Raw genomic sequence first — 22,876 nt, forward strand, 5'->3', positions numbered from 1 at the left:
AACGATCAGATCAACGCTCGACCTCGCGATTCCAGCGCTTGGTCCACTCCTCGCGCTTCTCGTTGATCACAGTCCAGTCCGGATTATAGAGCTTTGCCGCGCGCTCGCCGATCGGCGCCATCTTGCCGAGCTCCAGCGGTACCACCAGTGATTTCAGCACCGGGCCGTAGCCGTAGTCCTTCAGCAGCACGAGCTGGATCTTTGGGTCGAGCAGCATCTTGATGAAGCTGGAGGCCAGCGGCGAGGCATTCGGCTTGGTGATCGGACACGCCGTCGTCAGCAGCGTCGCCGCGCCTTCCTTGGGATAGACGAAGTCGACGGGGAAGCCGGTGTTGGCAAAACTCTGCACGCGGCCGGTGCCCCACACCGCGATCACGGCCTGGCCGGATTGGAACAGCTCGGTCATCTTGCCCGGCGACGGCTCATAGGCGAGCACGTTCGGATTGATCTGCTCCTTGAAGATCTTGAAGCCGGAATCGACGTTGGTCTCGCCGCCGCCGTTCATCTTCGACAGCATCACCAGCGCTTCGAGGCCGTAGGTGTTGTTGATCGGCGGGATCACGAGCTGTTTGGCGTATTTCGTGTCCTTCAGATCGTTCCAGGAGGTCGGCGGCGCCCAGCCTTTCTCGGCGAACACCTTGGTGTTGTACATCAGGCCGGTCGCGACGATGCCGATCGCAACGGCGCGATCGTCCTTGAAGCGGGCGGTGTCATAGAGATCGGCCGGCAGACCGTCGAGCTTGCCGCAGAAGCCGAGCTGAATCGCCTGGTACATCGGGCCGTCGTCGACGATGGCGACGTCGATCTGCTGATTGCCCTTCTGCGCCTGGAGCTTGGCCAGCGTGTCCGTGGAGTTGCCGGCGACGTATTCGACCTTGACGCCGTTCTCCTTCTCGAAGGCCGGGATCACCTCGTCGCGGATGGTCTTCTCGAACGAGCCGCCGTAGCCGGCGACGTAGAGCGTTTTCTGCTGGGCCGAGGCGGCCGACGGGACGGCGATGAGCGCTGCGATGCTGACCGCGGTCAGAAGGCTGAGAGTCTTCATATGGACCGATCTCCAATACCGGGATGAGGTGACGTGCCGAAAAATCTCTGACTGAGGCGCCTTCCGCATTTCCTTCCGCGCCAACCCTCTCCGGACAGGGCTCCGGCCCCTGTTCGCGAGGTTTTGGCGCGATTCGGAGGTTTGAACCCCTCCAATCTGCCGAAAAAGCGGGCTGTCTCCAGTCCTGATGAAAAAGATCGCAAACCCTGGCTTCCATCGTCCAATGAATAATGGCACCCTCTGCATGCCTAAATGTTATGGATGGAATTGGAGATGGCGCGGATCAATTCGCGGCAGGTGGAGGCCTTCCGCGCGACGATGCTGACCGGCAGCGTGACTGAGGCGGCGGCGCTGATGACCGTGACGCAGCCGGCCGTAAGCCGGCTGCTGCGCGACCTCCAGGCGCTGCTGAAAATGGAGCTGTTCGAGCGGCGCGGGACTGGCCTCGTGCCGACCGCCGCGGCGATGGCGCTCTATACCGAAGTGGAGCGCTCCTTCGTCGGGCTCGAACGCATCACGGCGGCGGCGGAAGAAATCCGCGGCCGTCGCACCGGGTCGCTGCGGATCGCAGCTCTGCCGGCGCTGTCGAACGGCTATCTGCCGCGGCTCGCCGGACATTTCCTGAAGGAGCGGCCCAACCTCAACCTCGCCTTCTTCGGCGTGATCTCACCGATCGTGGTCGATTGGGTGCTCAACAATCAATGCGACATCGGCTTTGCCGAGGTGCCGATCGCCCATTCCGGCCTGCCGAGCCAGCGGCTGCCCGCGTTGGCGCGCGTCGCGGTGCTGCCGACCGGTCACCGCCTCGCGGAGAAGGAGGTGCTGGAGCCGCGCGATTTCGGGGGCGAGACATTCATCTCGCTGTCGGCGGGATCGTCGAGCCGGCACCTCGTCGACCAGGTCTTCCATCGCCACGACGTCCGCCGCGTGCTCAGGGTCGAGACCACGCTGTCGGAGATCATGTGCGGCATGGTGTCATCAGGGCTCGGCGTCGCAATCTGCGATCCCTTCACCGCGCAGGAATTCTCCACCCGCGGCATCGTCGTGCGCCGCTTCCTGCCGCGCATCGACTTCGAATTCTCCGCGGTCTTTCCGGCGCAGCGCAGCCCCTCGCCCGTGGCGCTCGATCTGGTCGAGACCATGCGCAAGGCGCTGGTTGAATTCGAGGACGACGCAACACTCAGCCGTTGAACGCGGCCTGCGCCTCCGGCAGGTCCCAGATCTTGCAGATCGCAGCGGTACCAGCCGCCGTGATCGCCGCTTCGTCGGCGCCGAGATAGCATCCCTCATCGACTAGCATGCGGCCGTCGACCATGACCTGATCGATGTTGGCGCGGTTGGCAAGCGCGATCAGCGCGCGGCGCGGATCGAACAGCGGCTGAAGATGCGGATGGGTGAGATCGACGACGGTGAGATCGGCCGTCGCGCCCGGCTCGATCCGGCCGAGATCAGGCCGCTTGATGACGTCGGCGGCCACGGCCGTGTTGGCCTCGATCAGCTCCGGCGAATTGGCGACATCGGCGCGCTGCGACGTGACCTTGGAGATCAGCGACGCCGCATTGAGTTCGCCAAGCAGGTCCATGTTGTAGCCGTCGGTGCCGACCACGGTGCGGACGCCGTGCTCCGCGAACCGGCTGAACGCCGCGGTGACGCCGGCGCGCGCGAATACGCGCGGGCAATTCAGCACGGTCATGCCGCAGGCGGCCATCAGCTTGAGATCGTCGTCGGTGCTGAACATGCAGTGCGCGGCCATGAGGTCGGGCGCGAGCAGGCCTAGCCAGTCCAGATATTGCGCCGGCGTGCGGCCACCATAGCGCTTGCCGATGGTCTCGACCTCGGCGCGGCTCTGCGCCATGTGCGTCGTGATGGGCACGCCAAGCTCGCGCGCCCGTGCGGCGCAGGCTTTCAGCAGATCGGGACCGCAGGTGTCCGTGGCGTGCGGGCTCATCGCAAGACTGATGCGGCCGTCGCCGCGATTGTTCCAGCGCTGATAGAGCGCGTCCCAGGTTGCCATGTCGGCGGTGCCATCGTCGCCGGAATAGCGGACCACGCCGTCAGGACCCGCCTTGGCATCTGATGTCGAGAACAGATAGGGCGCGCCGTAGAAGCGGATGCCCATCTCCTCGGCCGCATCAAACATCTCGGGGATCGAGTTGCGGAACGGCTCCATCACGGTGGTGGCGCCGCCCTTCAGAAGTTGAAGGATGCCCAGCCGTGCGACGGCCATGCGCTCTTCCGCCGACAACAGATCGGCGCCGCGCTTGGTCAGCGGCAAGAGCACCGTATAGACGATGCTCTGGTTGTTACGGCGTCCGTTGCCGTCCTCGGTGTGGCTGCGCGCCACCGCCTCGGAGAAGCAATGATTGTGCAGGTTCAAAAGACCAGGCAGCACGAAGCGGCCGGGACGATCATAGACCTGATCCGCGCTCGGCCTGTCGCGCGTGATTGCCGCGATCTTCTTGCCTTCGACCAAGACCCAATGGTCGCGCAACACGTCCTGCGCGCCGTCCTTGCGTGACAGCACATAGCTGCCGAAAATTGCTGTGGTGCTCATGCGGGGCGTACGTTCCAGAAGACGGCGGTGCCGTCGAGAATGCCGGTGATGGCTTTGCGATAGGCGGTCGGCTGCTTGTACAGGCCGATCGGAATATAGGGGATTTCGTCGAACGCGACCGCCTGGATCTCGCGGCAGATGCGCTGCTGCTCGGCGAGCTCGGAGGCCGCCAGCCACTGGCTGCGCAAGGGCCCCATCTTCTCGCTCGCGTACCAGCCGGCGACCTTGCCTTCGCCGCGGATGTTGGTGTTGCCGGCCGGATTGAGCCAGTCGATGCCCTGCCAGTTGCCGACCGCGGCGCTCCAGCCGCCCTGCCCGATCGGGTCTTTCTTCAACTGGCGCTGCAGGACGACGGCGAAATCGAGCCCGGCATATTCGACGTTCATGCCGGCCTTGCGCAAGCTGTCGACCGCGATCTCGCCGAGTGGCTTCTGCGCCAGCGAATTGGTGGGGACCAGCACCACGATCTTCTCGCCATTGTAGCCCGCGGCCTTCAGCTCGGCCTTGACCTTGGCGTAGTCGCGCGGGCCGCGGAACACGTCGAGGCCGACGTCGCTCGCCATCGGGGTATCAGGCGCGAAATAGCCGATCGGCGAGACCTGGAAGGCCGGATCGGTGCCAGCCACGGCCGTCATGAACGCGGATTGATCGATCGCACCCAGCAGCGCGCGGCGCACGGCAGGATTGTCGAACGGCGGCTGCAGATGATTGAGGCGCAGCATGCAGGCGTAGCCTCTGGGGTCAAGGATGCGCGTCTCGATATCGCCGGCGGCCTTGATGATCGGCAGCAGATCGTGCGGCGTGGTCTCCTGCCAGTCCTGCTCGCCGGTCTGGAGCGCGGCGACGCCGGTGCCGGCATCGGGCGTTGTGGTCCAGACCACGCGATCGTAGTGCACGATCTTCGGTCCCGCGGTCCAGTCCGGCTTGCCGTCGGTGCGCGGCTGGTAGCGCTCGAATTTGGCATAGGCGTTGCGCGCGCCCTGCACGCGCTCGTCGGCGAGATAGCGGAACGGGCCGCTGCCGATGACTTCGGTCAGCGGCTTGAACGGGTCCTGGCTCGCCAGCCGCTCCGGCATCATGAAGCAGGGATTGATCGCGGCCTTGCCGAGCGCCGGCGGCAGCAGCGGGAACGGACGCTTGAGGCGGAAGCGGATGGTGCGGTCGTCGGCAGCCGAGAGCTCGGCGGTCGCCTCCAGCAGCTCGCCGCCAAAGCCGTCGCGCGCCGCCCAGCGGCGGATGCTGGCGACGCAGTCGCGCGCCAGCACACGTTCGCCATCGTGCCAGAACAGGCCATCGCGCAAGCTGAGGTCCCACTGCAGCAAGTCAGCGGAGATGGCGTGGCCCGACAACATCTGCGGCGAGACCTGGAGCGAGGAGCTCATGCCGTAGAGCGTGTCGTAGACCATGAAACCATGGTTTCGCGACACCTGCGCGGTCGAATAGATGGGGTCGACGAAGGCGAGGTCGATGACGGGAATGAAGCGCAAGGTGCTCTGCGCTTCGGCGCGTACGATGCCCGGCAGTGAAAGCGCGGGCACTGTTGCGGCAGCCTTGAGGAGCGAGCGGCGGGAGATCGGCATGACAAAAGGCTCCTGAAGGATCTTACGTATTCAACAAGACCGCGCCGATTGCAGCGGCGACAGCCTGCTGCGCCGGCTCGATCACGGGCACGCCGATCGCATCCACAATCGCCGCGCGGTGCGAGGCCATGCCGGCGCACCCCATCACCACGACGTCGGCGCGGCATTGGGTGACCAGCGCGCGGCCGGCTTCGATCAAGCGGCCGCGGATATCGGCGCCTGCCGTTTCCGCCGCACTCGCACCCACCGACCAGCTTCCGGCGTAACGGCCATCGACGCCCATTACCCGCGCCATGCGTTGCTGGCGGCGGATGCTCGATGGCGACAGCGCGATGATGCCGAAGCGTTCGCCCAGCATCAGCGCGCGAAAGATGCCGCATTCGGCGATGCCCAGCACCGGACGGCGGCCTGCCGCCTCGCGCACGGCATGCAGGCCGGGATCGCTGAAGCAGGCGAGCACGAAGGCATCGGCATCAGCGCGCGTGACGCGGTTGACCAGCGGCATGACCACGCTATCGGCATCGCGCTGCGAGCTGATGCCTGGCGGTCCCTCGGCGAGGCCAACCACCTCGATGTCAGGCCCGCCGGCAATGCGCAGCGGCGCGACCGCCTCGTCGATCGCCGCCGTCACCGACGCCGAGGAGTTGGGGTTGATGACGAGGATGCGACGACGGGTCATGGCACTGCTCAGCGGTTACCGGCTTCGTGGCGCAGGAAGTTCTCCGCGATCTTCTCGCCGGTCGTGATCCAGACGTCCGGGCACGACTTTGCGTAGGTCAGGAACTCGCGCAGCAGGCGCAGCCGCTTGGGGCGGCCGCTGCACTGGGGATGCAGCACGGTCGTGACCATGGCGCCCCAGTCCCTGGTTTCGTCGAGCTCGTCCTTCCAGATCGAGAGCACGTGCTCCTTGGGGAAGATCGAGCGCGGGCTGAAGCGGGCGGAGAGGCCGTGCATCCAGTCGTCATAGCTCGCTGTGACCGGCAGCTCGATCGTGCCGGGCTTGCCGTCGGCGAGACGATGGCGATAGGGCCGCACGTCGTCGCGGAACGAGGACGTGTAGACGATGCCGTGACGTACGAGTGCTGCGCGCAGCTCCTCGGTGAACTCGCCATAGGGCGCGCGGTAGCCGGTCGGCCTGACGCCGAGCCGGCGCTTTAGCGCCTCAAAGCCGCGCTCCAGCTCCTCCTCGATCCAGGGATCGCCGGGATCGGGCAGCAGATGGTGATAGCCGTGATGGCCGATCTCGTGGCCGGCCTTGAGGATCGACTCGGCCATCGCCGGATGCGCGTCGACCGACCATCCCGTGACGAAGAAGGTCGCCTTGAGATCGAGCTGGTCGAGCAGCTCCAGCAGTTTTGGCGTGCCGACGCGCGCCTCATAGCCGCCATAGCTCATGGTGATGAGCCGCTGCGCGTGCACCGCGTCCTTGCTGGTCCACGCGCTCTCCGCGTCCACGTCGAACGACAGGAACATCGCCGAAGTGTAGGGTTTCGGCCAGGGATATTCCGGCGCGGGATCGGCGGTGTTGGCCGGAACGAGCGGGATGCTCTTGAGTGCCTTACTGTCCAGCATTGATGGTCGCCTTCTCTAATCCGTTGTCGTTCAGTTTCCACTTGGCAAGCAGGGTCTTGTAGGTGCCGTCGGCGATCAACCCATCGACCGCTTCGAGAATGGCCTGCTGAAGTGCCTTTTCCTTGACCGGCAGGGCAATGCCGGTGAATTGCTGCGCGATGGGCTCGCCCACGGACGCATAGGCGCCGGGCTCGAGGTCCATGATGTAGGGCAGCGTCTCGTTGCCTTGGGCGGCGGCATCGATGCGGCCCTGCCTGAGCTCGGTGCGGGCGTCGGCCGAGCCGTCGGTGCCGATGAACTGGATCGGATTGCTGCCGCAATTCTTCTCGCTCCACGCCGCGATCTGCGCCGGGAACATGGTGCGGCGGCTGGCGCCGACCTTCTTGCCGCAGAGCGATGCCGCGTCCTTGAACTCCGCCTTGCGCGACTGCTGCACGAAGAACTGCGGGCCGCTCCTGAGATAATCGACGAAGGACGCGATGTCGTGACGGCTCGCGTAGTCCGTGAAGCCGGACAGAATGGCGTCCACGCGCCCGGTCGAGATCGACGGCATGAACTCGGCAAAGCTCGTCTCCTGCCATTCGATCTTGACGCCGAGCTTGCGGCCGATGGCTTCGCCGAGATCGATGTCGAAGCCGGACAGCGCGTTGGTGGCGGGATCGCGGAATTCCATCGGCGGATAGTTCGGGACCAGCGCCACCTTGAGACTGCCGCGCTTGGCGATCTCCGCCGGCAGCTCGATGGACAAGGCCGAAACGGTCATGGCGCCGAAAAGCGCCGCCGCAACCCAAAGTCTCTTCATCAACACGCCCCCATTTCAGATCACAGCCGAAAGAAATGCCTTGGTGCGCTCCTCGCGCGGCGCACCCAATACGTCCGAGGCGCGCCCCTGCTCGACGATCGCGCCCTGGTCCATGTAGACGACGCGGTCGGCGACCTCGCGCGCGAAGCCGAGCTCGTGCGTCACCACCATCATGGTCATGCCGCTCTTCGCCAGCTCCTTCATGACCGCGAGAACCTCGCCGACGAGTTCCGGATCGAGCGCACTGGTCGGCTCGTCGAACAGCATCAGCATCGGCTTCATGGCGAGCGCGCGCGCGATCGCCACGCGCTGCTGCTGGCCGCCGGAAAGCTGCGCGGGATACCAGTCCGCCTTGGCGGACAATCCGACGCGCCGGAGCAGTTCGAGCGCCTCCGCGCGCACCTCGTCGGACTTGCGCCCCTGCACCTGAAGTGGACCTTCGGTGATATTCTCTAGCGCGGTCTTGTGCGGAAACAGGTTGAAGCGCTGGAACACCATGCCGGTCTTCAGCCGCTGCCGCCCGATCTCCCGCTCGCTGAGGCGATAGAGCCGCCCGCTTTGCTCGCGCACGCCAAGCAGCTCGCCGTCGAGCCAGATGCCGCCAGCATCGATCATGGCGAGCTGGTTGATGCAGCGGAGCAGCGTGGTCTTGCCGGAGCCGGAGGCGCCGATCAGGCACATCACCTCGCCGGGCCAGACGTCGAGCGAGACGCTTCTGAGAGCCTGGAATTCGCCAAAGCTCTTGCTGACGGAGCGGATCGCGACGAGGGGTTTTGTCATCGCGCCAGCCGCAATGTGCCGCGGGCAAAACGGCGTTCGAGCAGCATCTGGAGCGGCGTCAGGATCGAGACCACGAGCAGATACCAGAGCCCGGCGACGATCAGGAGCTCGATCACGCGCGAATTGGCGTAGTAGATGTTTTCGGCGTTGTGCAGCAGTTCCGGATACTGGATGACGCTCGCGAGCGAGGTCGCCTTCACCATGCCGATGAACTCGTTGCCGAGCGGCGGGATCACCACGCGCATCGCCTGCGGCAGGATGATCCGGCGCAGCGCGCGCAGCCGGCCCATGCCGATCGCCTGCGCCGCCTCGTATTGCCCGATGTCGACCGACAGCATGCCGGCGCGCATCACCTCGGACGTATAGGCGCCCTGGTTGATGCCGAGCCCGAGCAGCGCGGCGAGGAACGGCGTCATGACGTCGACCGCGCGCGCAGACCACAGGCCGGGAATGCCGATGGTCGGAAACACCAGCGCGAGGTTGAACCACAACAGCAGTTGCAGGATCAGCGGCGTGCCACGGAACAGCCAGGTGTAGCCGGCCGCGACCGTCTTCAGCACCGGATTGGGCGACAGCCGCATGACCGCGACGACAACGCCGAGGACAATGCCGAGCGCCATGGCCAGCACCGCCATCACCATCGTGTTGACGATGCCTTCGAGAATGACTTTTGCGGTCAGGAAGCGACTGACATAGGACCATTCGATCTGGCCGCCGGCGAAGGCGCGCACGATCGCCGCCAGCACGAGGACGATCAGGGCCGCGCTGAGCCAGCGAAACCAGTGCGGCTCGCGCGCGATCCGCATCCCCGACAGATCAGGGAAACCCTCCGCGAGTGCCGGCACCGGCTTCATTGCGGCGCCGCATTCAGCATGGGCTGGGCCACCGCGTTGGCCCCCAGGCCCCATTTGTCGAGGACGGCCTTGTAGGCGCCGTCGGCGATCATTGCCGTGAGCTTCTCCGTGACTACTTCGCGCAAGGCCGCGTCGTCCTTGCGGAACATGATGCCCTGATAGCCTTTGGCGAAGGGCTCGCCGACGACGCGATATTTGCCGGGCTCCTGCGTCTGCGCGTAAGGCAGCGTCTCGCTGCCCTGCACGGCGGCGTCGATGCGGCCCTGCTTGAGCTGGTTGCGGACGTCGATCGAGTTTTCGCCGGGGACGTACTGAATGGCCGGCTTGCCGGCCGGCTCGCAGTTCTGCTTGCTCCACTTCTCGATCTCGACCGGGAAGCTGGTGCTGCGGGTGGTGCCGACCTTCTTGCCGCAGAGATCTGTCGCGTCCTTGGCCGCATTGTCCGCCATCACGAAGAACTGCGGGCCGGTCGCGAGGTAGTCGACGAAATCGGCGGTCTCGCGCCGCGAGGCGCGGTCGGAGATGCCGGAGATGATGAAGTCCGCGCGCCTGGTCTGGAGCGACGGGATCAGCTCGGCGAACGGCGTCTCGCTCCAGACGATCTTGACGCCAAGCCGCTTGGCAAGTTCGTTGGCCAGATCGATGTCGAGCCCGACGAGCTCGTTGGTGGCGGGATCGCGATATTCCATCGGCGCGTAGGTGGAGTTGACCGTGAGTTTTACCACGCCCGCCTGCTTGATCTCCGCCGGAAGCTCTGCCGCTTGCGCTGACGTTACGGTAGCCAGTACTGCGAGACCGAGAGAGAGCGAGAGGCGTATCATGTCAGCTCCTTTGCCAACGTTTTGCTTTGAGTCCTTTGCCAGCGCCGTGCCAGTCAGTCCGCGTCGAGAACGGCCGGCTCGATGACGCCGGCGCGTTCGGTGATCACCCTGTATTGCTCCGGCCGCCGGTGGGCGGCGAAGTTGAACATCTTGTCCTTGCCCTGGCGGCAGAGATCGAGATCGATATCGGCGACGATTACCTCGTCGGCCAAAGTCTGGGCTTGCGCGACGATGCGGCCGTTGGGATCGACGATGCAGGAGCCGCCGATCAACCCGGAGCCGTCCTCCTCACCCGCCTTCGCCACCGAGATCGCCCAGGTCGCGTTCATGTAGGCGTTGGCCTGTGTCACCAGTGTCGAGTGGAAGGTGCGCAAGGACGCGTCTTCGGTGATGCCGCCGTTGGGGTCATAGGCCGCCGAATTGTAACCGATGCAGACCAGCTCGACGCCTTGCAGGCCGAGCACGCGCCAGGATTCCGGCCAGCGGCGGTCGTTGCAGATCATCATGCCCATGATGGCGTGGGCCCAGGCCGATCCGGCGCGGAAGGCGGGGAAGCCGAGGTCGCCATATTCGAAATAGCGCTTCTCGAGCTGCTGGTAGCGCGCGCCTTCGCGCGGCTCGACCGAGCCCGGCAGATGCACCTTGCGATAGCGGCCGAGGATCTCGCCATCGCGATCGACCAGGATCGCGCAATTATAACGTCGACCGTCCGGCGTCAGCTCGGCATAGCCGACATAGAAGCCGACACGCAGCGCGCGCGCACGGTCGAACAGCTTTGCCACCGCCGGGTTCGGCATGCCGCGCTCGAAGTAATGGTCGAGCGCGTCGCCTTCGAGCAGCCAGCGCGGGAAGAAGGTGGTGAAGGCAAGCTCGGGAAACACCACGAGGCTGGCGCCGCGACCGGCGGCCTGCTCCAGCAAGTCGAGCATACGCGCCAGCGTATGCTCGCGCGTATCGGCTTTTTGCGTCGGCCCCATCTGTGCGGCGGCGGCGCGAAGGACACGAACCAAGATTGCCTCCAATATGTGCGCAGTGCTGCCTCAATGGGCGAATGAACCCTTTGATGCGACGTGCAAATCCGCGACCATTACGCGGAAGCGGGGCTGCAAAATCAATTCGTTCTGCTATGATGTTTTGGCCCAGAGTATAATCGGCAGTGATATGAACCTGCGTCAGCTCGAGATCCTGCGTGCCGTCATCCGCCATCGCACCACGGTGGCGGCGGCGGACGAGCTGGCGCTGTCGCAGCCGGCGGTCAGCAACGCGCTGAAGACGATGGAGGCGCAGGCGGGCTTTGCGCTGTTCGAGCGCGTCAACAACCGGCTGTTTCCGACCGCGGAGGCGATGGCGCTCTACAAGGAGAGCGAAGCGATCTTCGCGCTGCACGCCAAGCTCGAGAACCGCGTCCGCGATCTGCGCGAGAACCGCTCCGGGCATCTCGCGCTCGTCGCGACGCCGCCGCTGGCCTACAGCATCATCCCGTCGGCGCTCTCAAGCTTCCTTCGCCGCCGCCCTGAGACGCGCGTGTTCTTCGACGTGCGGCGCTATGAGGGCATCATCGAGGGCGTGCTCAGCCGCGTCGCCGAGCTCGGTTTCGCGCTGGGGCTGACGCATCATCCCGGCATCGCGCATGAGGTGGTGCACACCGGCGAGATGGTCTGTGTGCTGCCGCCGCGGCATCCGCTTGCCGACAAGCCGGTGATCTCGGCCGCCGATCTCTCCGGCATGCCCTTCATCGGGCTCGAGCGCGGTACGCGCCTCGGTGAGGCCGTGCGCGACAGCTTTGCCCGCGCCGGTGCGCCGTTCCAGCCGACCGTCGAGGTCCGCTACTGCAACACGGCTTGCGTGCTCGCCGCCGCCGGCGTCGGCGCCGCCGTGGTCGATCCGTTCTCGCCGCGACAGAACGGCGGCAGCGGCCTCGTGGTGCGGCCGTTCACGCCCACGACGCACGCCGTCGCCTATATGCTATGGTCGGAAGCCGAGCCGCTGTCGCGCCTGGCCAAGGCGTTTCTCAACGAGGTCCGGAAAGAGAGCGCACTGCTGGCGCGCCCAGCGCCACACCAGCAACATGGGGCAGAAAGCGACTGAGCTTCGCAACCTTTTGACCCGGGGGGCACATGGCACGCATCACCATCATCGAGACCGGACAGGTCCCGCAGAAGTACCGCGAGCAGCACGGCTCGTTTCCCGACATGTTCGAGCGCATGGTCCGCGCCGAGGATCCGACCGCCACGGTGGACGTCGTCAGCATCCCCAATGGCGACGCACTCCCCGACCCGAGCAAGCTCGAGGCCGTGCTGATCACCGGTGCTGCCGCCGGTGTCTATGACGGGCTCGACTGGATCGCGCCGCTGGAAGATTTCGTGCGCACGGCTTACGCCAACAAGACGCCGATGGTCGGTGTCTGCTTCGGCCATCAGCTGATCGCGCAGGCGCTCGGCGGCACCGTGCAGAAGTCGGAGAAGGGCTGGGGCATCGGCCGCCACGTCTATCAGGTGCTGCCGGAGAACGGCGTCGTCGACGGCAAAGCGGTTGCGATCGCCGCCTCGCATCAGGACCAGGTGGTCGAGCCGCCCAGCGATGCGCTGACGATCCTCTCGTCCGAATTCACCCCGCATGCCGGCCTGCTCTACGCCAACGGCACCACGCTGACCGTGCAGCCGCATCCGGAATTCGACGTGGAGTTTGCGCAAGTGTGCTGCGAGCTCCGCGACGGCAAGGCGCCGGAGGATGTCGTTGCGACCGCGAGGGAGTCGCTGGCGGAGCCGATGGACAACGCGAAGCTGGGTGCGGCAATCACGCGGTTTTTGGCGCGGCGCGCGGCGCCTTAATTCAAGGTCCTCGCCACGCGCACCTCTTCCCTTCTCCCCTTGCGGGAGAAGGTGGCGCGAAGCGCCGGATGAGGGGTTGCCTCAGCGCACTCAATAAGAGTCGGACTCGCGGAGGGAGACCCCTCACCCGTCTCGCCGCTGCGCGGCGAGCCACCCTCTCCCACGGGGGGAGAGGGTGCAGCGTGCTCGCTGCACTATCTCCGCAAGCCTCAGAACGGATCCGTCCCCAGCCCCGGCACATCCGCCGGCCGCGGTCCCGGCGCCGGCCAGTGAAACCGGCGGTCCTTCTCGGCAATCGCGATATCGTTGATCGACGCCTCGCGCCGCCGCATCAGCCCGTGCTCGTCGAACTCCCACTGCTCGTTGCCGTAGGAGCGATACCACTGGCCGCCCGCATCGTGCCATTCGTACTGGAAGCGTACCGCGATGTGGTTGCCGTCGAAGGCCCAGAGGTCCTTGATCAGGCGGTAGTCGTGCTCCTTCTCCCATTTGCGGGTGAGGAACGCGACGATGGCCTCCCGGCCCTGAAAGACCTCGGAGCGGTTGCGCCAGCGGCTGTCCTCGGTATAGGCGAGCGAGACTTTCACCGGATCGCGCGAATTCCACGCGTCCTCGGCCATGCGCGCCTTTTGCGCGGCGGTCTCACGGGTGAAGGGTGGAAGTGGCGGGCGCGACATGGTGGCCTCATCGGTTGGTCCGGGCCGCAATCTATCGCTGCAATTGCTGGAGTCGATAGGCCATCACCTATCGGCCGATCACTTATCGGGTGATCAGGAAATCAGATCGGCCCTCATCAATGACCGGATCGATTTCGGGATCGGCTGGGCGCGGCCGCCGCTGATGAAGGCGACGCGCACCTCGGCCTTCACCAGCACGTCCTCGGCTCGCCGCACCTCCTGCGCCAGCATGATGGAGGCGCCCTTCACCGCAACCGGCCACGTCACGACGTCGAGCACGTCGTCCATCCGCGCGGGCTTCAGAAAGTCCAGATGCATCGAGCGCACCACGAAGGCAAAGCCCGCGCCCTCTGTTTCGACCTGGTCGAACAGCGCCTGCTGCTCGGCGCCCATCAGCCGCAGATGGTTGGTGCGCCCGCGCTCCATGTATCGGAGATAACTGGCGTGATAGACGATGCCGGAGAACTCTGGTTTGACGATATCGCAACAGAATGCCAAGTTCTTGATTTCGTTGGGGCGCTGGAGGGCGATAGCGTGAACAAGCGCAGATTTTTCTACGTCCCTTTCATGGCGAGCCGCAGCGCCTTCGGGATCAGCTTCAGTGTTCACCTAGCTCGCCTCGAGAGAAATGTCAGCCCGGCCGCGAGCATAGCGGCCCGAAGGGGCATGCGGGACGAGTGCAGCGACAACACCGGTGTTTGAGCGGTACGCGGGAACGGGGCCGTGATAACGCTCGCCACAGGCGAGCCCGTTTTCCGAGTGCCCCCGGCGAGGAGCACTTTATGGCTTGCGCGAGGCATCGTGATCCGAAGGGCCGAGACAGCATGGCTCGACAAGCTGGCTCATAGAGCCCCGTCCGCGGAGCGGACGCGCCCACAACCTAATTAGACCCGTACTTGTGCCATGGGCGAAACCGCGGCACTTATGAGCCTGATTTCGGGAGATCCTATCGCGGACCTCACACCACTGACCCACATTAAGAACGTGTGCGGTTATTTGCGTGAGAGTTTCCGGGTTCGTTGCTCCGTCGGCGCCGCCCCTGACCGAAAGCCCAACCGATCGCTCCTGCTTTGACGGTTTCGTCCGCGGAGCCGGAGCAGGACTGGCGTGTATCGTACTCCGTCAACCCAGCTCCATGGCCTGGCCGGAATAGTCGACGAACAGCTTCTCGCCGGCGACATGGACCTGGGGACAGGATGGGCTTGAGGGGGCCGGCCCATTGCTTGTAGCGTTCGCATAGCTGAAGCAGTCGGAGTTAGGCAAAAGACCAAGGTAGCTGGGTTGCAGACTGTCAGCGGTGCGCGCCTCCTGGTTCCCCCCGATCGCAATCGCTGAAATAGCGATCACGATCGGCTGGAAACGGTGATCACGATGCTCTGGAATGGGCGATCACGATGGCTTGGACTCCGTGATCACGAACGGCTGGAACACGCACTTACCGGGCGCCCCGTCGACCTACCACGCTACTACGTCGCGACGTGGAGCGATGCCGTCAAGCTGTCGGGTGCGCAAGAGGCAGGACACCGCGCTGATCTACGCTCGCAAGCGAAGGGGCATGTCAAGGAGTTGGAGATATGTGCAACGCCGCAACCTGACGCGGCGTTTGATTCACGCATTTCTTCCAGCGCCAATGTTGCGATGCAGTTACAGCAATTTGCGTGCACGTTGTTAAGACGCAGCCGGCTCGGGGGCACTCAAGACATGGAAATAGAAATGAAGAACTTGTTGCTTATGACAGTCAGTACGGTGGCGCTTGCTGCGGTGGCCCCCGCATTCAGTGCTGATCTGCCTGCGCAACCCATCAGGCCTCTCTACACCACCGCTCCAGGACCTGTCGCGGCTGCAATCTACGATTGGAGTGCTTACTATTTCGGCGTGAACGGTGGTCTGAGCTCAGGCGAGAGTTGTTGGGAGTACCTTGGCAGCACGCCCGAGGGCTGTCATCATCCGACAGGCGGTAGCGTGGGCCTCCAGATCGGCTATCGATGGCAGATGGGCCAGATCGTGCTGGGTGTTGAGGGCCAGGGCAACTGGGCTGATTTGACCGGGTCCAATCAAAGCATCGCGTTTTCCGATACTACCAACCAGACTAAGATTGACGCGTTCGGTCTCATGACGGGGCAGATTGGTTATGCCTTTGGGAATAACGTACTTTACGGCAAAGGCGGCGCCGCAGTCACGAGCAACATCCATCAGATCAGCTCGACCGTGGCAGGAGCCGCTAGGAAAAGTGACGTTCTTTGGGGCGGTGTGTTGGGGGTCGGATTCGAGCACGGCATCGCACCGAACTGGACGGTGGGCTTCGAGTACGACCACCTGTTCTTCCAACCCCGCACGGTGAAATTCAGCGGGAACATTGGTGGGGCCGATCGCATCCGCGAGGATCTCGACCTTATCACGGTACGGGTCAACTATAAGTTTGGCGGTCCGATTCTCCTGAAATATTGATCCCTAGTTGCGTCGATGGCCCCGGCCTAGCCGGGGCCATTTGAAGGGAAGCATGGCCCGCTCAGAGCCCGGCCATTCAGGCAATTCCGACGTGAGATTCAAGCGCCGCCTGCGCGATCCCGGCCCCTTTCGCTGGCCTGCGACCCCTCCTTCTCCGGACGGCAAGCTCAGCACTTCGCGGGGAACCGCCGGCTCAGCGCTGAGCACACTCGACACCGAAAGTCAGCCGTAATCGTGGAGAGGGGTAGTCGCAAGGGCGACGAGCTCGGAACCTGCGTCGATGCCGCGGGAATGATACTGCTTGGTTTGCGGCTGCCGCCTTGCCAGGGTAAGCGGCGCATCGCCGTCGCAATCGAGGCAGACGAGATCGTCGAACACAGCTGCCTCCGCTGAGGCGGCCACGGCAAGAGTCCGCCTGCAAGCGTTGAGGACATAATAGATCGACTCATCCGCGTCTTCGCGAACCCGGACGATAGGCAGCTCGGCTTTCCAACATCTCACCGGCCCGTCCGATCTTTCGGATCACTCGGCCTCGCCCGCTTCGGCTACTAGCGGCAACCGAGCAGGCGAGCAGCCTGCCCTCCGACATCGCCGATATCGCGCGCCAAGCGCCGATGCGGACAGAGGAGAAATCCATCTGTGCCGCGGGCGGGGCGCAATGACGTCAGTGAAAGCCGCGGACACGGGCGACCTCATGATGAAGCAAGGCGGCATCCACAGCAGGACTGACCCGAGTTTCTCCGGCCAGGACGCCATAACCCTCGCGCTCAGATGGCATCGCTGCCGGGCGCAAGCTCCATGGCCGGGCAGACCTCTAATCTCGCGTCGCCTTGCAACCCGCCGAAACCCAGGCGGTCAGCCACGCCAGAGCGCGGGGAATAGGTTTGGAGTTCATTCTCGGTCCTTCACACCTCGAAGGGGTTCTGCAGTTCGCACCCGTAGCAACCACAACAGGATTCCTGCAGACTCCGTAGCGCGAGACGCGTCAAGACAGTTGGATCCAAGTGACCTTTTGCGGCCAGAGCTAATACCTTTTCGGCGAGGCACGCCTTCAACGAAGACGTCCGGTTTGCTTCGGGCACCATCCCGATCGCATCGTCCAGAACACCTCGCAACAAAGCGCATAGTTTGGTTTTCGGTGTCATGGCGCTAATCCAAAAACAACGGAGATCTGGCCGACCTCGGCTCCGGCCCGCCTGGCCGGTGGCCCCCGGAAAGCCGTGCGGAATAAACCTTCTTCGCTCCAGGGAGCGGGAGGAATAAGGGAGACGGCCGAGCCTTAGTACAAGAGCTAGGTTTCGGTAATGTGACAGTTCGTGCTCCGCTCATTCTGGATGCATGACGGCTTAAGAAAGCATCCTGCGGATAGGTCCTTTGGTTTTCAAGTCGACGCTTGCTGACGCTATCAACAAAAGTTCGTAAAGCATTTGGTGAGGATCGCCGAGCCGTGAATTGGGCAGCCTTAGTGGATTGCTTGTTCCGATCGCGCCAATTCCAGCTTAGGAGCTCGTCGCGCCTTTTGAGCCGGATGTGCGGCGCGGTTGCTATAGTCGGCGAGCCACGCTTGTGAATCCACGCTGCTCAATCTGGCGGTCATGTTCACGGCCAGAGCTCCGGCTCGGCGGAAACGGATTGGTCCGCAGGCTCAGAGTTGTCAAATCCCGGTTCTGGTAGTTGAAACACGACGCAACATCATCTTGAACTCTTCTGGCACGGTTCACAGTTGAGCTTACGGTGATAAGAATTTCTCTTCGAGATAATTTCGGCGTGCTCCGGCCAGCCCAGCTTGTCGCCGTCCAGGATCGCTGGTTCGAGTGGCTCGATATTCGCACCGAAACTTTCGCCCAGCTGCGCGATCCAGTGACGCTAGAACGTGCTTGGGTGCCACTGGGCTCGATTACCGTTCCGCCAGAACCAGAATGGACACCAACACATCCGGCGGTCACCAGGGCTCGCCGCCCCACATAATGCCTACCCCCCTGTTTAGCACCGTATTCCATGGAGCGGATCAAGTTTGAAGCATCCCGCATGGTCGTTCTGGCTAGTCAGTCACTGTCCGGCGCCATGTGTGACACAATTATGATTGCTCGCGGGACAACACCGTTGAGGCGTGTCTGACTCACACTGTCGAACTTACGACACGGTGGTACTTATTTGTAGAACTAGGCGGTGTGGACTCTGAGAACCCATTTCCAGGAGAAAATCAGATTCATGGCTGTTTTCTCGGAGCAAGTCTTCGGTGTCATGAACCCGCTGGGTCGACCGGAGGTCGAACGCGACGCGGCTGCTTTGTAGCTTACCCGCGGCGGCTGTAATGGCCCCTACAGCCATCCGCCGCCCCTTTGCCTCAGTCCGCGCGCTGCAACAGCGCGCTAGCCGTCATCCACAACAACACGTCACGGGGGTTCCGATATGCAGCTGCTAAGTTCCTCCACGCCGAGCGCCATTCTCTCGAGTGCCCCTTCTCACAACTTAAGCAATTCAGCAGCGTTGCGACCGATTGACGCGGAACGGAAGGTCAGGTGTCCGTCAACACCCTACAGCTATAGGAATCATGTGGCTTGCTTCCTTATCTCGATCGACGGCAGTAGCCCACCGTGGATCTTTGCCTCAAAGCTCCGCAGGCGCTGATAAATCGAGATCAGTTCGACGATCGTGCTCCAGGAGTTGACGAGATACTGAAACGAGGTTCGCACTTGCTTGAACGCGTTGAGGATCTGGTTCATCGCGCCGAGGGTGATCCTGCCCGCGATGATTGTGGGCGCAAGCAGCAGATAAGGAAAGATGACGTCAGTCTGCAGATAGACGATCCGGCCGATATTGAAGTACATGAAGTTCAGATAGAGCCGGAAGTAATTCCTGCGAATGTCTCTAAACAGTACGCTCAATGTCGGCGCATTGGCACGCGCCGTATCATCCTCGCCGAGCACGAGCTCCTTGCGATAGGCCGCTTCGACCCGTTGGTTGAAAAATTCAATTCCGGGCAGGCGGATGCCAATAAGCGCGAGAACGCCGGTGCCCAGGATCGACCAGATGACCGCGGCGAACACCAGCGGATAGGAAATCGAGCCGAACAGAGGCAGCTCGGTGACGTTACTGGACAACCTCACCAGAACCGGCAGGAAGGCCACCAGTGTCAGCACCGCGCTGATGAGATTGACGCCTAGACCTTCCATGGTGCTGGCAAAGCGCATGGTGTCTTCCTGAATCCGCTGGGAGGCGCCTTCGATCGTGCGCAGCCGCGGCCAGTTGGCGACATAAAAATCGTTCATCGCCGTGCGCCAGCGGAAGATGTAGTGGCTGACGAAGAATCGCGTCATCACGCCGACCACGACGGCCACGAGCGCTATGCCGGCAAAGGTCGACAACTCGCTGTAGAACTGCTCGACCGTGACCGGCGCCGACTTCGAAAGCGCAGCCTGGATCATGTCATAGAACGGTCCATACCAGCTGTTGATCGCGACCGAGACCTGGACCTGAAAGTAAGAGGTGAACAGGATCAACGCCGAACCAAGAATGGACCACGTCGCCCAGGGATGCGGGGCAAATAACATCCATGCCGCCGCGAACGCCGTAACGGTCAGCGCAAAATAGAGATCAAACCACAGCGCCGAGGCCGACCAGAACGTCGCAAGCCCGACCGGCTTCTCCGGGGCTGGAAAGAGATTGCCGGCAAATACATACCAAAACGCCATCGCCAACGCCGTCCAAAGAATTGACGACGCAAAGAACAACTTTGGTCGAGGGAAGAATGAAACGAACATGCTCGCCGTCCTTTATCGACTTAGAACTTCAGCTCAGAAGATGAACTCGCCGCGGTTTCGCTAACTGTTCCTGACTTCCGGTCACCCGCCAGTCGCGTCGCACGCGCGATGCCTGAAAGGCCCCGGTCTAGCCGGGGCCTTCGATTCACCAGTCCGACTTCAGATCAATATTTGAGCAGAATCGGGCCGCCGAACTTATAGTTGAGCCGCGCAGTCACAAGATCGAAATCCTGGCGGATGCGGTCGCCGCCCAGCGAACCAGCAGCCACGACAAAGTTCACGTCGGCATCCCGCATGAACAAGTGGTCGTACTCGACGCTTACCGACCAGTTCGGCGCGAAACCGACTTCGATCCCGGCGCCCACAGTAGCACCCCAAGGGCTGCTATCAGCGCCCGCGAACTGCGCGCCCGTGACTGCGGAGTTGACTAGATACGTGTTGCTCGCCACTGCGACGCCGCCCTTGGCGTAAAACAGTACGGTGTCGAGCGCATAACCGATCTGCCCAGTCATCGTACCGAACGCACCAATCTTGCTCTGGTCGACATCGCCGAACGCAATGCTGACGTTGGATCCGCTCAGATCAGCCCAGTTCCCCTGACCTTCAACGCCCAGCACGATCTGGCCGATCTGCCATCGATAGCCGATCTGCCCGCCGACGGTAATGCCGGTCGCATCATGACAGCCCTCAGGGGTGCGACCATTGTAGTCCCAGCAATTCGAGCTTGAGCCCAAGCCGCCGTTCACACCGACGTAGAGGCCGCTCCAGTCGTAAATTGCAGCCGCGACAGGCGGCGGAGCTTTGGAGTAGAGAGGTTGGACGGGCTGCGCAGCCAGGTCTGCACCGGATGCGGACGCAATTGCGCCAAGCGCCACAATGCTCACAGTCGTAAGCAAGAAGTTCTTCATTTCTACTCTCATGTCTTGAGTGCCCCGAGCCTCATGCGTCTTAACAACGTGCGCGCGAATTGCTGTAGCTGCGTCACAACATTCGTGCCGAAAGAAATGCGTGAACCGGACGCTGCGTTAGGTTCTGCGTTGCAGATCATTCCCAAGTGTCCCCTTACGGAGGCCACCATGGGCGGAGCGCCACATCGGCATGCGTTTCTTGGAATCCCGGGCCCACCTTGATATCCCGCATTCCAAGTTCGGCGGAGACATCGAGCAGTTTGCTGACGGAATTTGTCGGATTCCATTCGCTTCTCGTCAGTCCTGTACCAATCGAGCAGAAATTCAATCTTCAGATATTTGATGCCATTGTCTTGAAGAATGCGTCTCATTTCCGCAAAACCAATCTTGCTTTGCGCGACCATCGTGTCTTCGTAGTGAAGACCGAACCCGTTGAACCCCGCGCGCGCTGCCCCTTCGACCCTGCCTTTGAATTGGAATGGAGTGACCTCAGCAGGCCCCCAGCGGGTAAACGTGCCCCGAAAGCGCGAAATACGAGATCAAAAGCTCTACGTCATTAGCCACGGCACTATCCTCGCGCGTTCAAGCGGTGAAGTAAGGTATGGCAGCCCACAGGCCACCGGTTGCCATTCTGATATCATGGCACTCGCTGACATAAAGTGGGCGCCCCACGAAACAGTTTTGCCTATTGGAGGCCCGGACCAACTTCGAAAATCGCCGCGCGGCCCTTCATTCGATTGGCGGCGCATCCGGCGCAATGTGGTTGTCGGCACGGCACGCGGCATGAAGAGCGCTAGCCGATGCGCGGTCTCGAACGTAAGCGGCATTTCCGCGACGATATCCATCCTCTTTGAGCGACGGTGAATGACGATCGCTCGATCGTGCTGATCCGCATTCCAGAAAACAACATAAAGATTGTACCTTCTAATGAATCCGACAAACGTGCCTTTGATGTTTTCAGACCCAAGGACGACGCCGGCCGCCTTCGATTGGGCCGGCTCCTGGACCGTCTTGACCATCTCGTCGAAAATGATCGCGCTCGGTTCCGCCCTCTTCCATGATTTTTTATCCGGAGTGGCAAGAGCACCGAGCGTTGGCGCGCAGCCCGGAAACCATCCGCCTCGCTGCCGTCAGCCAGATGGAGCATGGGGCAATGGAGACGGTGCCGCCATTTGAGAAGAGCCGCGAAATGCGATCGCGCAAGTTCGCCACGGCAGCGCCGCCGGGATAGCCGCGCCAGTCGCCAATCGGCCCGTCATCCTTGACGTGGGTTTCGCTGTGGTCGCTGTGACCAAAGCGGCCGACGAAGTCCGATTTATTTTCGTTCTTCGCCGGCTTCTGATTCATTCGGCTGGACTGTGCAATTGAGCCGCCCCGGGTTTGCCGCAGCCCATTTGCTTTAACTTACGCCGCCATGATGACTTGATTTCGGTGGAGCGCTGCAAGGCAAACGCGTGAATGAGGCGGCAGATTTATCTATGCCCTTCCATAGCGAGCCGCAGCGACTTCGGGATGCGCTGCGCCTTTCCAGCTGAGATAAACGCTACCCGTACACGTGCTGTGACCAGGAGATCGTCGCCACGCCTGCATTCCTGCAGCAAGGCAATCGACGCGCCCCTCACCTCTTGCGGGACTGTGACGACGTCAAGAATGTCATCCAAGACCGCCGGTTTTAGAAAATCGATCGTCATCGAGCGCACAACGAAGGCAACACCGGGCGCATCGTTCTTGGCTTCTTTGAGTAATGCTTGCTGATTCGTTCCGAGCAGGCGCAAGTAGTTCGTTCTGCCGCGTTCCATGAAGCGCAAGAAATTTGCGTGATAAACAATCTGGCCGGAGTCGGTATCTTCGAAATAGACCCGGATCTGCATATGATGGCGGCCGTCGCGAATTTCGCCATCAAGAGAGGCTCTCACGGTGTGGTCCCCTTGCTGCCCTTTTGGGACCCATTGTCTCGCACAAAGGCGCGTTCCAGAGCAAGCGCCGAGGGGCTTTGGCTTTGTTCGCGCAGTCGGAGCTCCGGCGCACCGCCGCGTGGGTGCTGCGCGTGCCCTCAACAGATCAACAACTTAGTAGCTCGGCCTGATCTTCGGGGTGATGACGAACTGCCCTTTTGGCCTGCGATTTGCCTGCCGGTGTGGCGCTGGCACGTCAGTGTTGGATACTAGGGAGGTCCGCTTGGATACTAGAGAGGTCCGCCAGAACTTAGCGGTATTCACGATGGCTGCTGGAGCTCGGGT

22 protein-coding genes are annotated in these 22,876 nt (G+C 62.8%); 6 read left to right on the forward strand and 16 right to left on the reverse strand.

Annotation, left to right across the window (positions count from 1 at the left end):
• Nucleotides 1-10: 10 nt before the first annotated feature.
• On the reverse strand, nt 11-1,045 hold the full coding sequence (locus AB7245_RS38495; RefSeq protein ID WP_085401806.1) for an ABC transporter substrate-binding protein: 1,035 nt from the start codon (nt 1,043-1,045) through the stop codon (nt 11-13).
• A gap of 273 nt (nt 1,046-1,318) precedes the next feature.
• Between AB7245_RS38495 and AB7245_RS38500 the strand changes: the two genes are divergently transcribed.
• Nucleotides 1,319-2,236 (forward strand): LysR substrate-binding domain-containing protein, encoded by a 918-nt coding sequence (locus AB7245_RS38500; RefSeq protein ID WP_085401844.1) that lies wholly within the window; start codon nt 1,319-1,321, stop codon nt 2,234-2,236.
• Here the strand turns inward: AB7245_RS38500 and AB7245_RS38505 are convergent.
• Genes AB7245_RS38505 through AB7245_RS38545 form a run of 9 tightly spaced genes read right to left on the reverse strand, consistent with a single transcriptional unit; the run spans nt 2,226 to nt 11,018 of the window.
• Nucleotides 2,226-3,599, reverse strand: coding sequence for an amidohydrolase family protein (locus AB7245_RS38505; protein WP_085401805.1), 1,374 nt, complete (start codon nt 3,597-3,599; stop codon nt 2,226-2,228). The genes AB7245_RS38500 and AB7245_RS38505 overlap by 11 nt on opposite strands.
• Complete coding sequence (locus AB7245_RS38510) at nt 3,596-5,179, reverse strand: ABC transporter substrate-binding protein (RefSeq protein ID WP_085401804.1); 1,584 nt, start codon at nt 5,177-5,179, stop codon at nt 3,596-3,598. Before AB7245_RS38510 ends, AB7245_RS38505 begins: the two co-directional genes overlap by 4 nt.
• Nucleotides 5,180-5,201: 22 nt before the next feature.
• On the reverse strand, nt 5,202-5,858 hold the full coding sequence (locus AB7245_RS38515; RefSeq protein WP_085401803.1) for an aspartate/glutamate racemase family protein: 657 nt from the start codon (nt 5,856-5,858) through the stop codon (nt 5,202-5,204).
• An 8-nt stretch (nt 5,859-5,866) separates the two neighbouring features.
• Nucleotides 5,867-6,751 carry a polysaccharide deacetylase family protein gene (locus AB7245_RS38520; protein WP_439035551.1) on the reverse strand — a complete coding sequence of 295 codons (885 nt, stop codon included), beginning with the start codon at nt 6,749-6,751 and terminating at the stop codon, nt 5,867-5,869.
• Nucleotides 6,738-7,553, reverse strand: coding sequence for an ABC transporter substrate-binding protein (locus tag AB7245_RS38525; protein WP_439035552.1), 816 nt, complete (start codon nt 7,551-7,553; stop codon nt 6,738-6,740). Before AB7245_RS38525 ends, AB7245_RS38520 begins: the two co-directional genes overlap by 14 nt.
• A gap of 15 nt (nt 7,554-7,568) precedes the next feature.
• A complete protein-coding gene (locus AB7245_RS38530; RefSeq protein ID WP_085401801.1) occupies nt 7,569-8,333 on the reverse strand; it encodes an amino acid ABC transporter ATP-binding protein in 765 nt (254 codons plus the stop codon).
• On the reverse strand, nt 8,330-9,187 hold the full coding sequence (locus AB7245_RS38535; RefSeq protein WP_014492344.1) for an amino acid ABC transporter permease: 858 nt from the start codon (nt 9,185-9,187) through the stop codon (nt 8,330-8,332). Before AB7245_RS38535 ends, AB7245_RS38530 begins: the two co-directional genes overlap by 4 nt.
• Nucleotides 9,184-10,008: an ABC transporter substrate-binding protein gene (locus AB7245_RS38540; protein WP_085401800.1), complete on the reverse strand. Its 825-nt coding sequence runs from the start codon at nt 10,006-10,008 to the stop codon at nt 9,184-9,186. Before AB7245_RS38540 ends, AB7245_RS38535 begins: the two co-directional genes overlap by 4 nt.
• Nucleotides 10,009-10,061: 53 nt before the next feature.
• Nucleotides 10,062-11,018, reverse strand: coding sequence for an N-carbamoyl-D-amino-acid hydrolase (locus AB7245_RS38545; protein WP_085401843.1), 957 nt, complete (start codon nt 11,016-11,018; stop codon nt 10,062-10,064).
• Nucleotides 11,019-11,169: 151 nt separating this feature from the next.
• Here AB7245_RS38545 and AB7245_RS38550 point away from each other — a divergent pair, with 151 nt between their 5' ends.
• Together AB7245_RS38550 and AB7245_RS38555 are read left to right on the forward strand one after the other, a co-directional pair.
• A complete protein-coding gene (locus AB7245_RS38550; protein ID WP_085401799.1) occupies nt 11,170-12,096 on the forward strand; it encodes a LysR family transcriptional regulator in 927 nt (308 codons plus the stop codon).
• A gap of 29 nt (nt 12,097-12,125) precedes the next feature.
• A complete protein-coding gene (locus AB7245_RS38555; protein ID WP_085401798.1) occupies nt 12,126-12,839 on the forward strand; it encodes a type 1 glutamine amidotransferase in 714 nt (237 codons plus the stop codon).
• Nucleotides 12,840-13,048: 209 nt separating this feature from the next.
• On the opposite strand, the gene AB7245_RS38560 is transcribed toward AB7245_RS38555, so the two are convergent.
• A complete protein-coding gene (locus AB7245_RS38560; RefSeq protein WP_085401797.1) occupies nt 13,049-13,516 on the reverse strand; it encodes a nuclear transport factor 2 family protein in 468 nt (155 codons plus the stop codon).
• Nucleotides 13,517-13,609: 93 nt separating this feature from the next.
• On the reverse strand, nt 13,610-14,014 hold the full coding sequence (locus AB7245_RS38565) for a YbgC/FadM family acyl-CoA thioesterase (protein WP_439035553.1): 405 nt from the start codon (nt 14,012-14,014) through the stop codon (nt 13,610-13,612).
• 1,215 nt (nt 14,015-15,229) lie between these two features.
• On the opposite strand from AB7245_RS38565, the gene AB7245_RS38570 reads away from it, so the two are divergent.
• Nucleotides 15,230-15,964, forward strand: coding sequence for an outer membrane protein (locus tag AB7245_RS38570; RefSeq protein ID WP_007596410.1), 735 nt, complete (start codon nt 15,230-15,232; stop codon nt 15,962-15,964).
• Nucleotides 15,965-16,255: 291 nt separating this feature from the next.
• Nucleotides 16,256-16,357, forward strand: coding sequence for a hypothetical protein (locus AB7245_RS38575; protein ID WP_369126693.1), 102 nt, complete (start codon nt 16,256-16,258; stop codon nt 16,355-16,357).
• A gap of 2,159 nt (nt 16,358-18,516) precedes the next feature.
• On the opposite strand, the gene sbmA is transcribed toward AB7245_RS38575, so the two are convergent.
• Entirely contained in the window at nt 18,517-19,728 is a 1,212-nt protein-coding gene (gene sbmA / locus AB7245_RS38580) for a peptide antibiotic transporter SbmA (RefSeq protein ID WP_259216372.1), read from the reverse strand.
• Nucleotides 19,729-19,892: 164 nt separating this feature from the next.
• Nucleotides 19,893-20,636, reverse strand: a complete 744-nt coding sequence (locus tag AB7245_RS38585) for an outer membrane protein (RefSeq protein ID WP_035993548.1) — start codon at nt 20,634-20,636, stop codon at nt 19,893-19,895.
• Between the two features lie 860 nt (nt 20,637-21,496).
• Between AB7245_RS38585 and AB7245_RS38590 the strand changes: the two genes are divergently transcribed.
• On the forward strand, nt 21,497-21,697 hold the full coding sequence (locus AB7245_RS38590; protein WP_439035554.1) for a hypothetical protein: 201 nt from the start codon (nt 21,497-21,499) through the stop codon (nt 21,695-21,697).
• A gap of 4 nt (nt 21,698-21,701) precedes the next feature.
• Here AB7245_RS38590 and AB7245_RS38595 read toward each other — a convergent pair whose 3' ends face one another.
• Together AB7245_RS38595 and ybgC are read right to left on the reverse strand one after the other, a co-directional pair.
• Nucleotides 21,702-21,983 carry a hypothetical protein gene (locus tag AB7245_RS38595; protein WP_007596414.1) on the reverse strand — a complete coding sequence of 94 codons (282 nt, stop codon included), beginning with the start codon at nt 21,981-21,983 and terminating at the stop codon, nt 21,702-21,704.
• Between the two features lie 125 nt (nt 21,984-22,108).
• Nucleotides 22,109-22,552: a tol-pal system-associated acyl-CoA thioesterase gene (gene ybgC / locus AB7245_RS38600; RefSeq protein ID WP_007596415.1), complete on the reverse strand. Its 444-nt coding sequence runs from the start codon at nt 22,550-22,552 to the stop codon at nt 22,109-22,111.
• Nucleotides 22,553-22,876: the final 324 nt, after the last annotated feature.

Origin of the sequence: Bradyrhizobium sp. 604_D8_N2_3, assembly GCF_051810765.1 — a bacterium.
Taxonomy (GTDB): Bacteria; Pseudomonadota; Alphaproteobacteria; order Rhizobiales; family Xanthobacteraceae; genus Bradyrhizobium; species Bradyrhizobium barranii.

What these genes read in the sequence shown, in the direction of transcription:
- AB7245_RS38530 (WP_085401801.1), bottom strand. Translation starts at nt 8,333, where the DNA reads ATGACAAAACCCCTCGTCGCGATCCGCTCCGTCAGCAAGAGCTTTGGC.
- AB7245_RS38540 (WP_085401800.1), bottom strand. Translation starts at nt 10,008, where the DNA reads ATGATACGCCTCTCGCTCTCTCTCGGTCTCGCAGTACTGGCTACCGTA.
- AB7245_RS38505 (WP_085401805.1), bottom strand. Translation starts at nt 3,599, where the DNA reads ATGAGCACCACAGCAATTTTCGGCAGCTATGTGCTGTCACGCAAGGAC.
- AB7245_RS38500 (WP_085401844.1), top strand. Translation starts at nt 1,319, where the DNA reads ATGGCGCGGATCAATTCGCGGCAGGTGGAGGCCTTCCGCGCGACGATG.
- sbmA (WP_259216372.1), bottom strand. Translation starts at nt 19,728, where the DNA reads ATGTTCGTTTCATTCTTCCCTCGACCAAAGTTGTTCTTTGCGTCGTCA.
- AB7245_RS38495 (WP_085401806.1), bottom strand. Translation starts at nt 1,045, where the DNA reads ATGAAGACTCTCAGCCTTCTGACCGCGGTCAGCATCGCAGCGCTCATC.
- AB7245_RS38515 (WP_085401803.1), bottom strand. Translation starts at nt 5,858, where the DNA reads ATGACCCGTCGTCGCATCCTCGTCATCAACCCCAACTCCTCGGCGTCG.
- AB7245_RS38595 (WP_007596414.1), bottom strand. Translation starts at nt 21,983, where the DNA reads ATGAATCAGAAGCCGGCGAAGAACGAAAATAAATCGGACTTCGTCGGC.
- AB7245_RS38585 (WP_035993548.1), bottom strand. Translation starts at nt 20,636, where the DNA reads ATGAAGAACTTCTTGCTTACGACTGTGAGCATTGTGGCGCTTGGCGCA.
- AB7245_RS38525 (WP_439035552.1), bottom strand. Translation starts at nt 7,553, where the DNA reads ATGAAGAGACTTTGGGTTGCGGCGGCGCTTTTCGGCGCCATGACCGTT.
- AB7245_RS38555 (WP_085401798.1), top strand. Translation starts at nt 12,126, where the DNA reads ATGGCACGCATCACCATCATCGAGACCGGACAGGTCCCGCAGAAGTAC.
- AB7245_RS38520 (WP_439035551.1), bottom strand. Translation starts at nt 6,751, where the DNA reads ATGCTGGACAGTAAGGCACTCAAGAGCATCCCGCTCGTTCCGGCCAAC.
- AB7245_RS38570 (WP_007596410.1), top strand. Translation starts at nt 15,230, where the DNA reads ATGAAGAACTTGTTGCTTATGACAGTCAGTACGGTGGCGCTTGCTGCG.
- AB7245_RS38575 (WP_369126693.1), top strand. Translation starts at nt 16,256, where the DNA reads ATGATACTGCTTGGTTTGCGGCTGCCGCCTTGCCAGGGTAAGCGGCGC.
- AB7245_RS38550 (WP_085401799.1), top strand. Translation starts at nt 11,170, where the DNA reads ATGAACCTGCGTCAGCTCGAGATCCTGCGTGCCGTCATCCGCCATCGC.
- AB7245_RS38535 (WP_014492344.1), bottom strand. Translation starts at nt 9,187, where the DNA reads ATGAAGCCGGTGCCGGCACTCGCGGAGGGTTTCCCTGATCTGTCGGGG.
- AB7245_RS38510 (WP_085401804.1), bottom strand. Translation starts at nt 5,179, where the DNA reads ATGCCGATCTCCCGCCGCTCGCTCCTCAAGGCTGCCGCAACAGTGCCC.
- AB7245_RS38560 (WP_085401797.1), bottom strand. Translation starts at nt 13,516, where the DNA reads ATGTCGCGCCCGCCACTTCCACCCTTCACCCGTGAGACCGCCGCGCAA.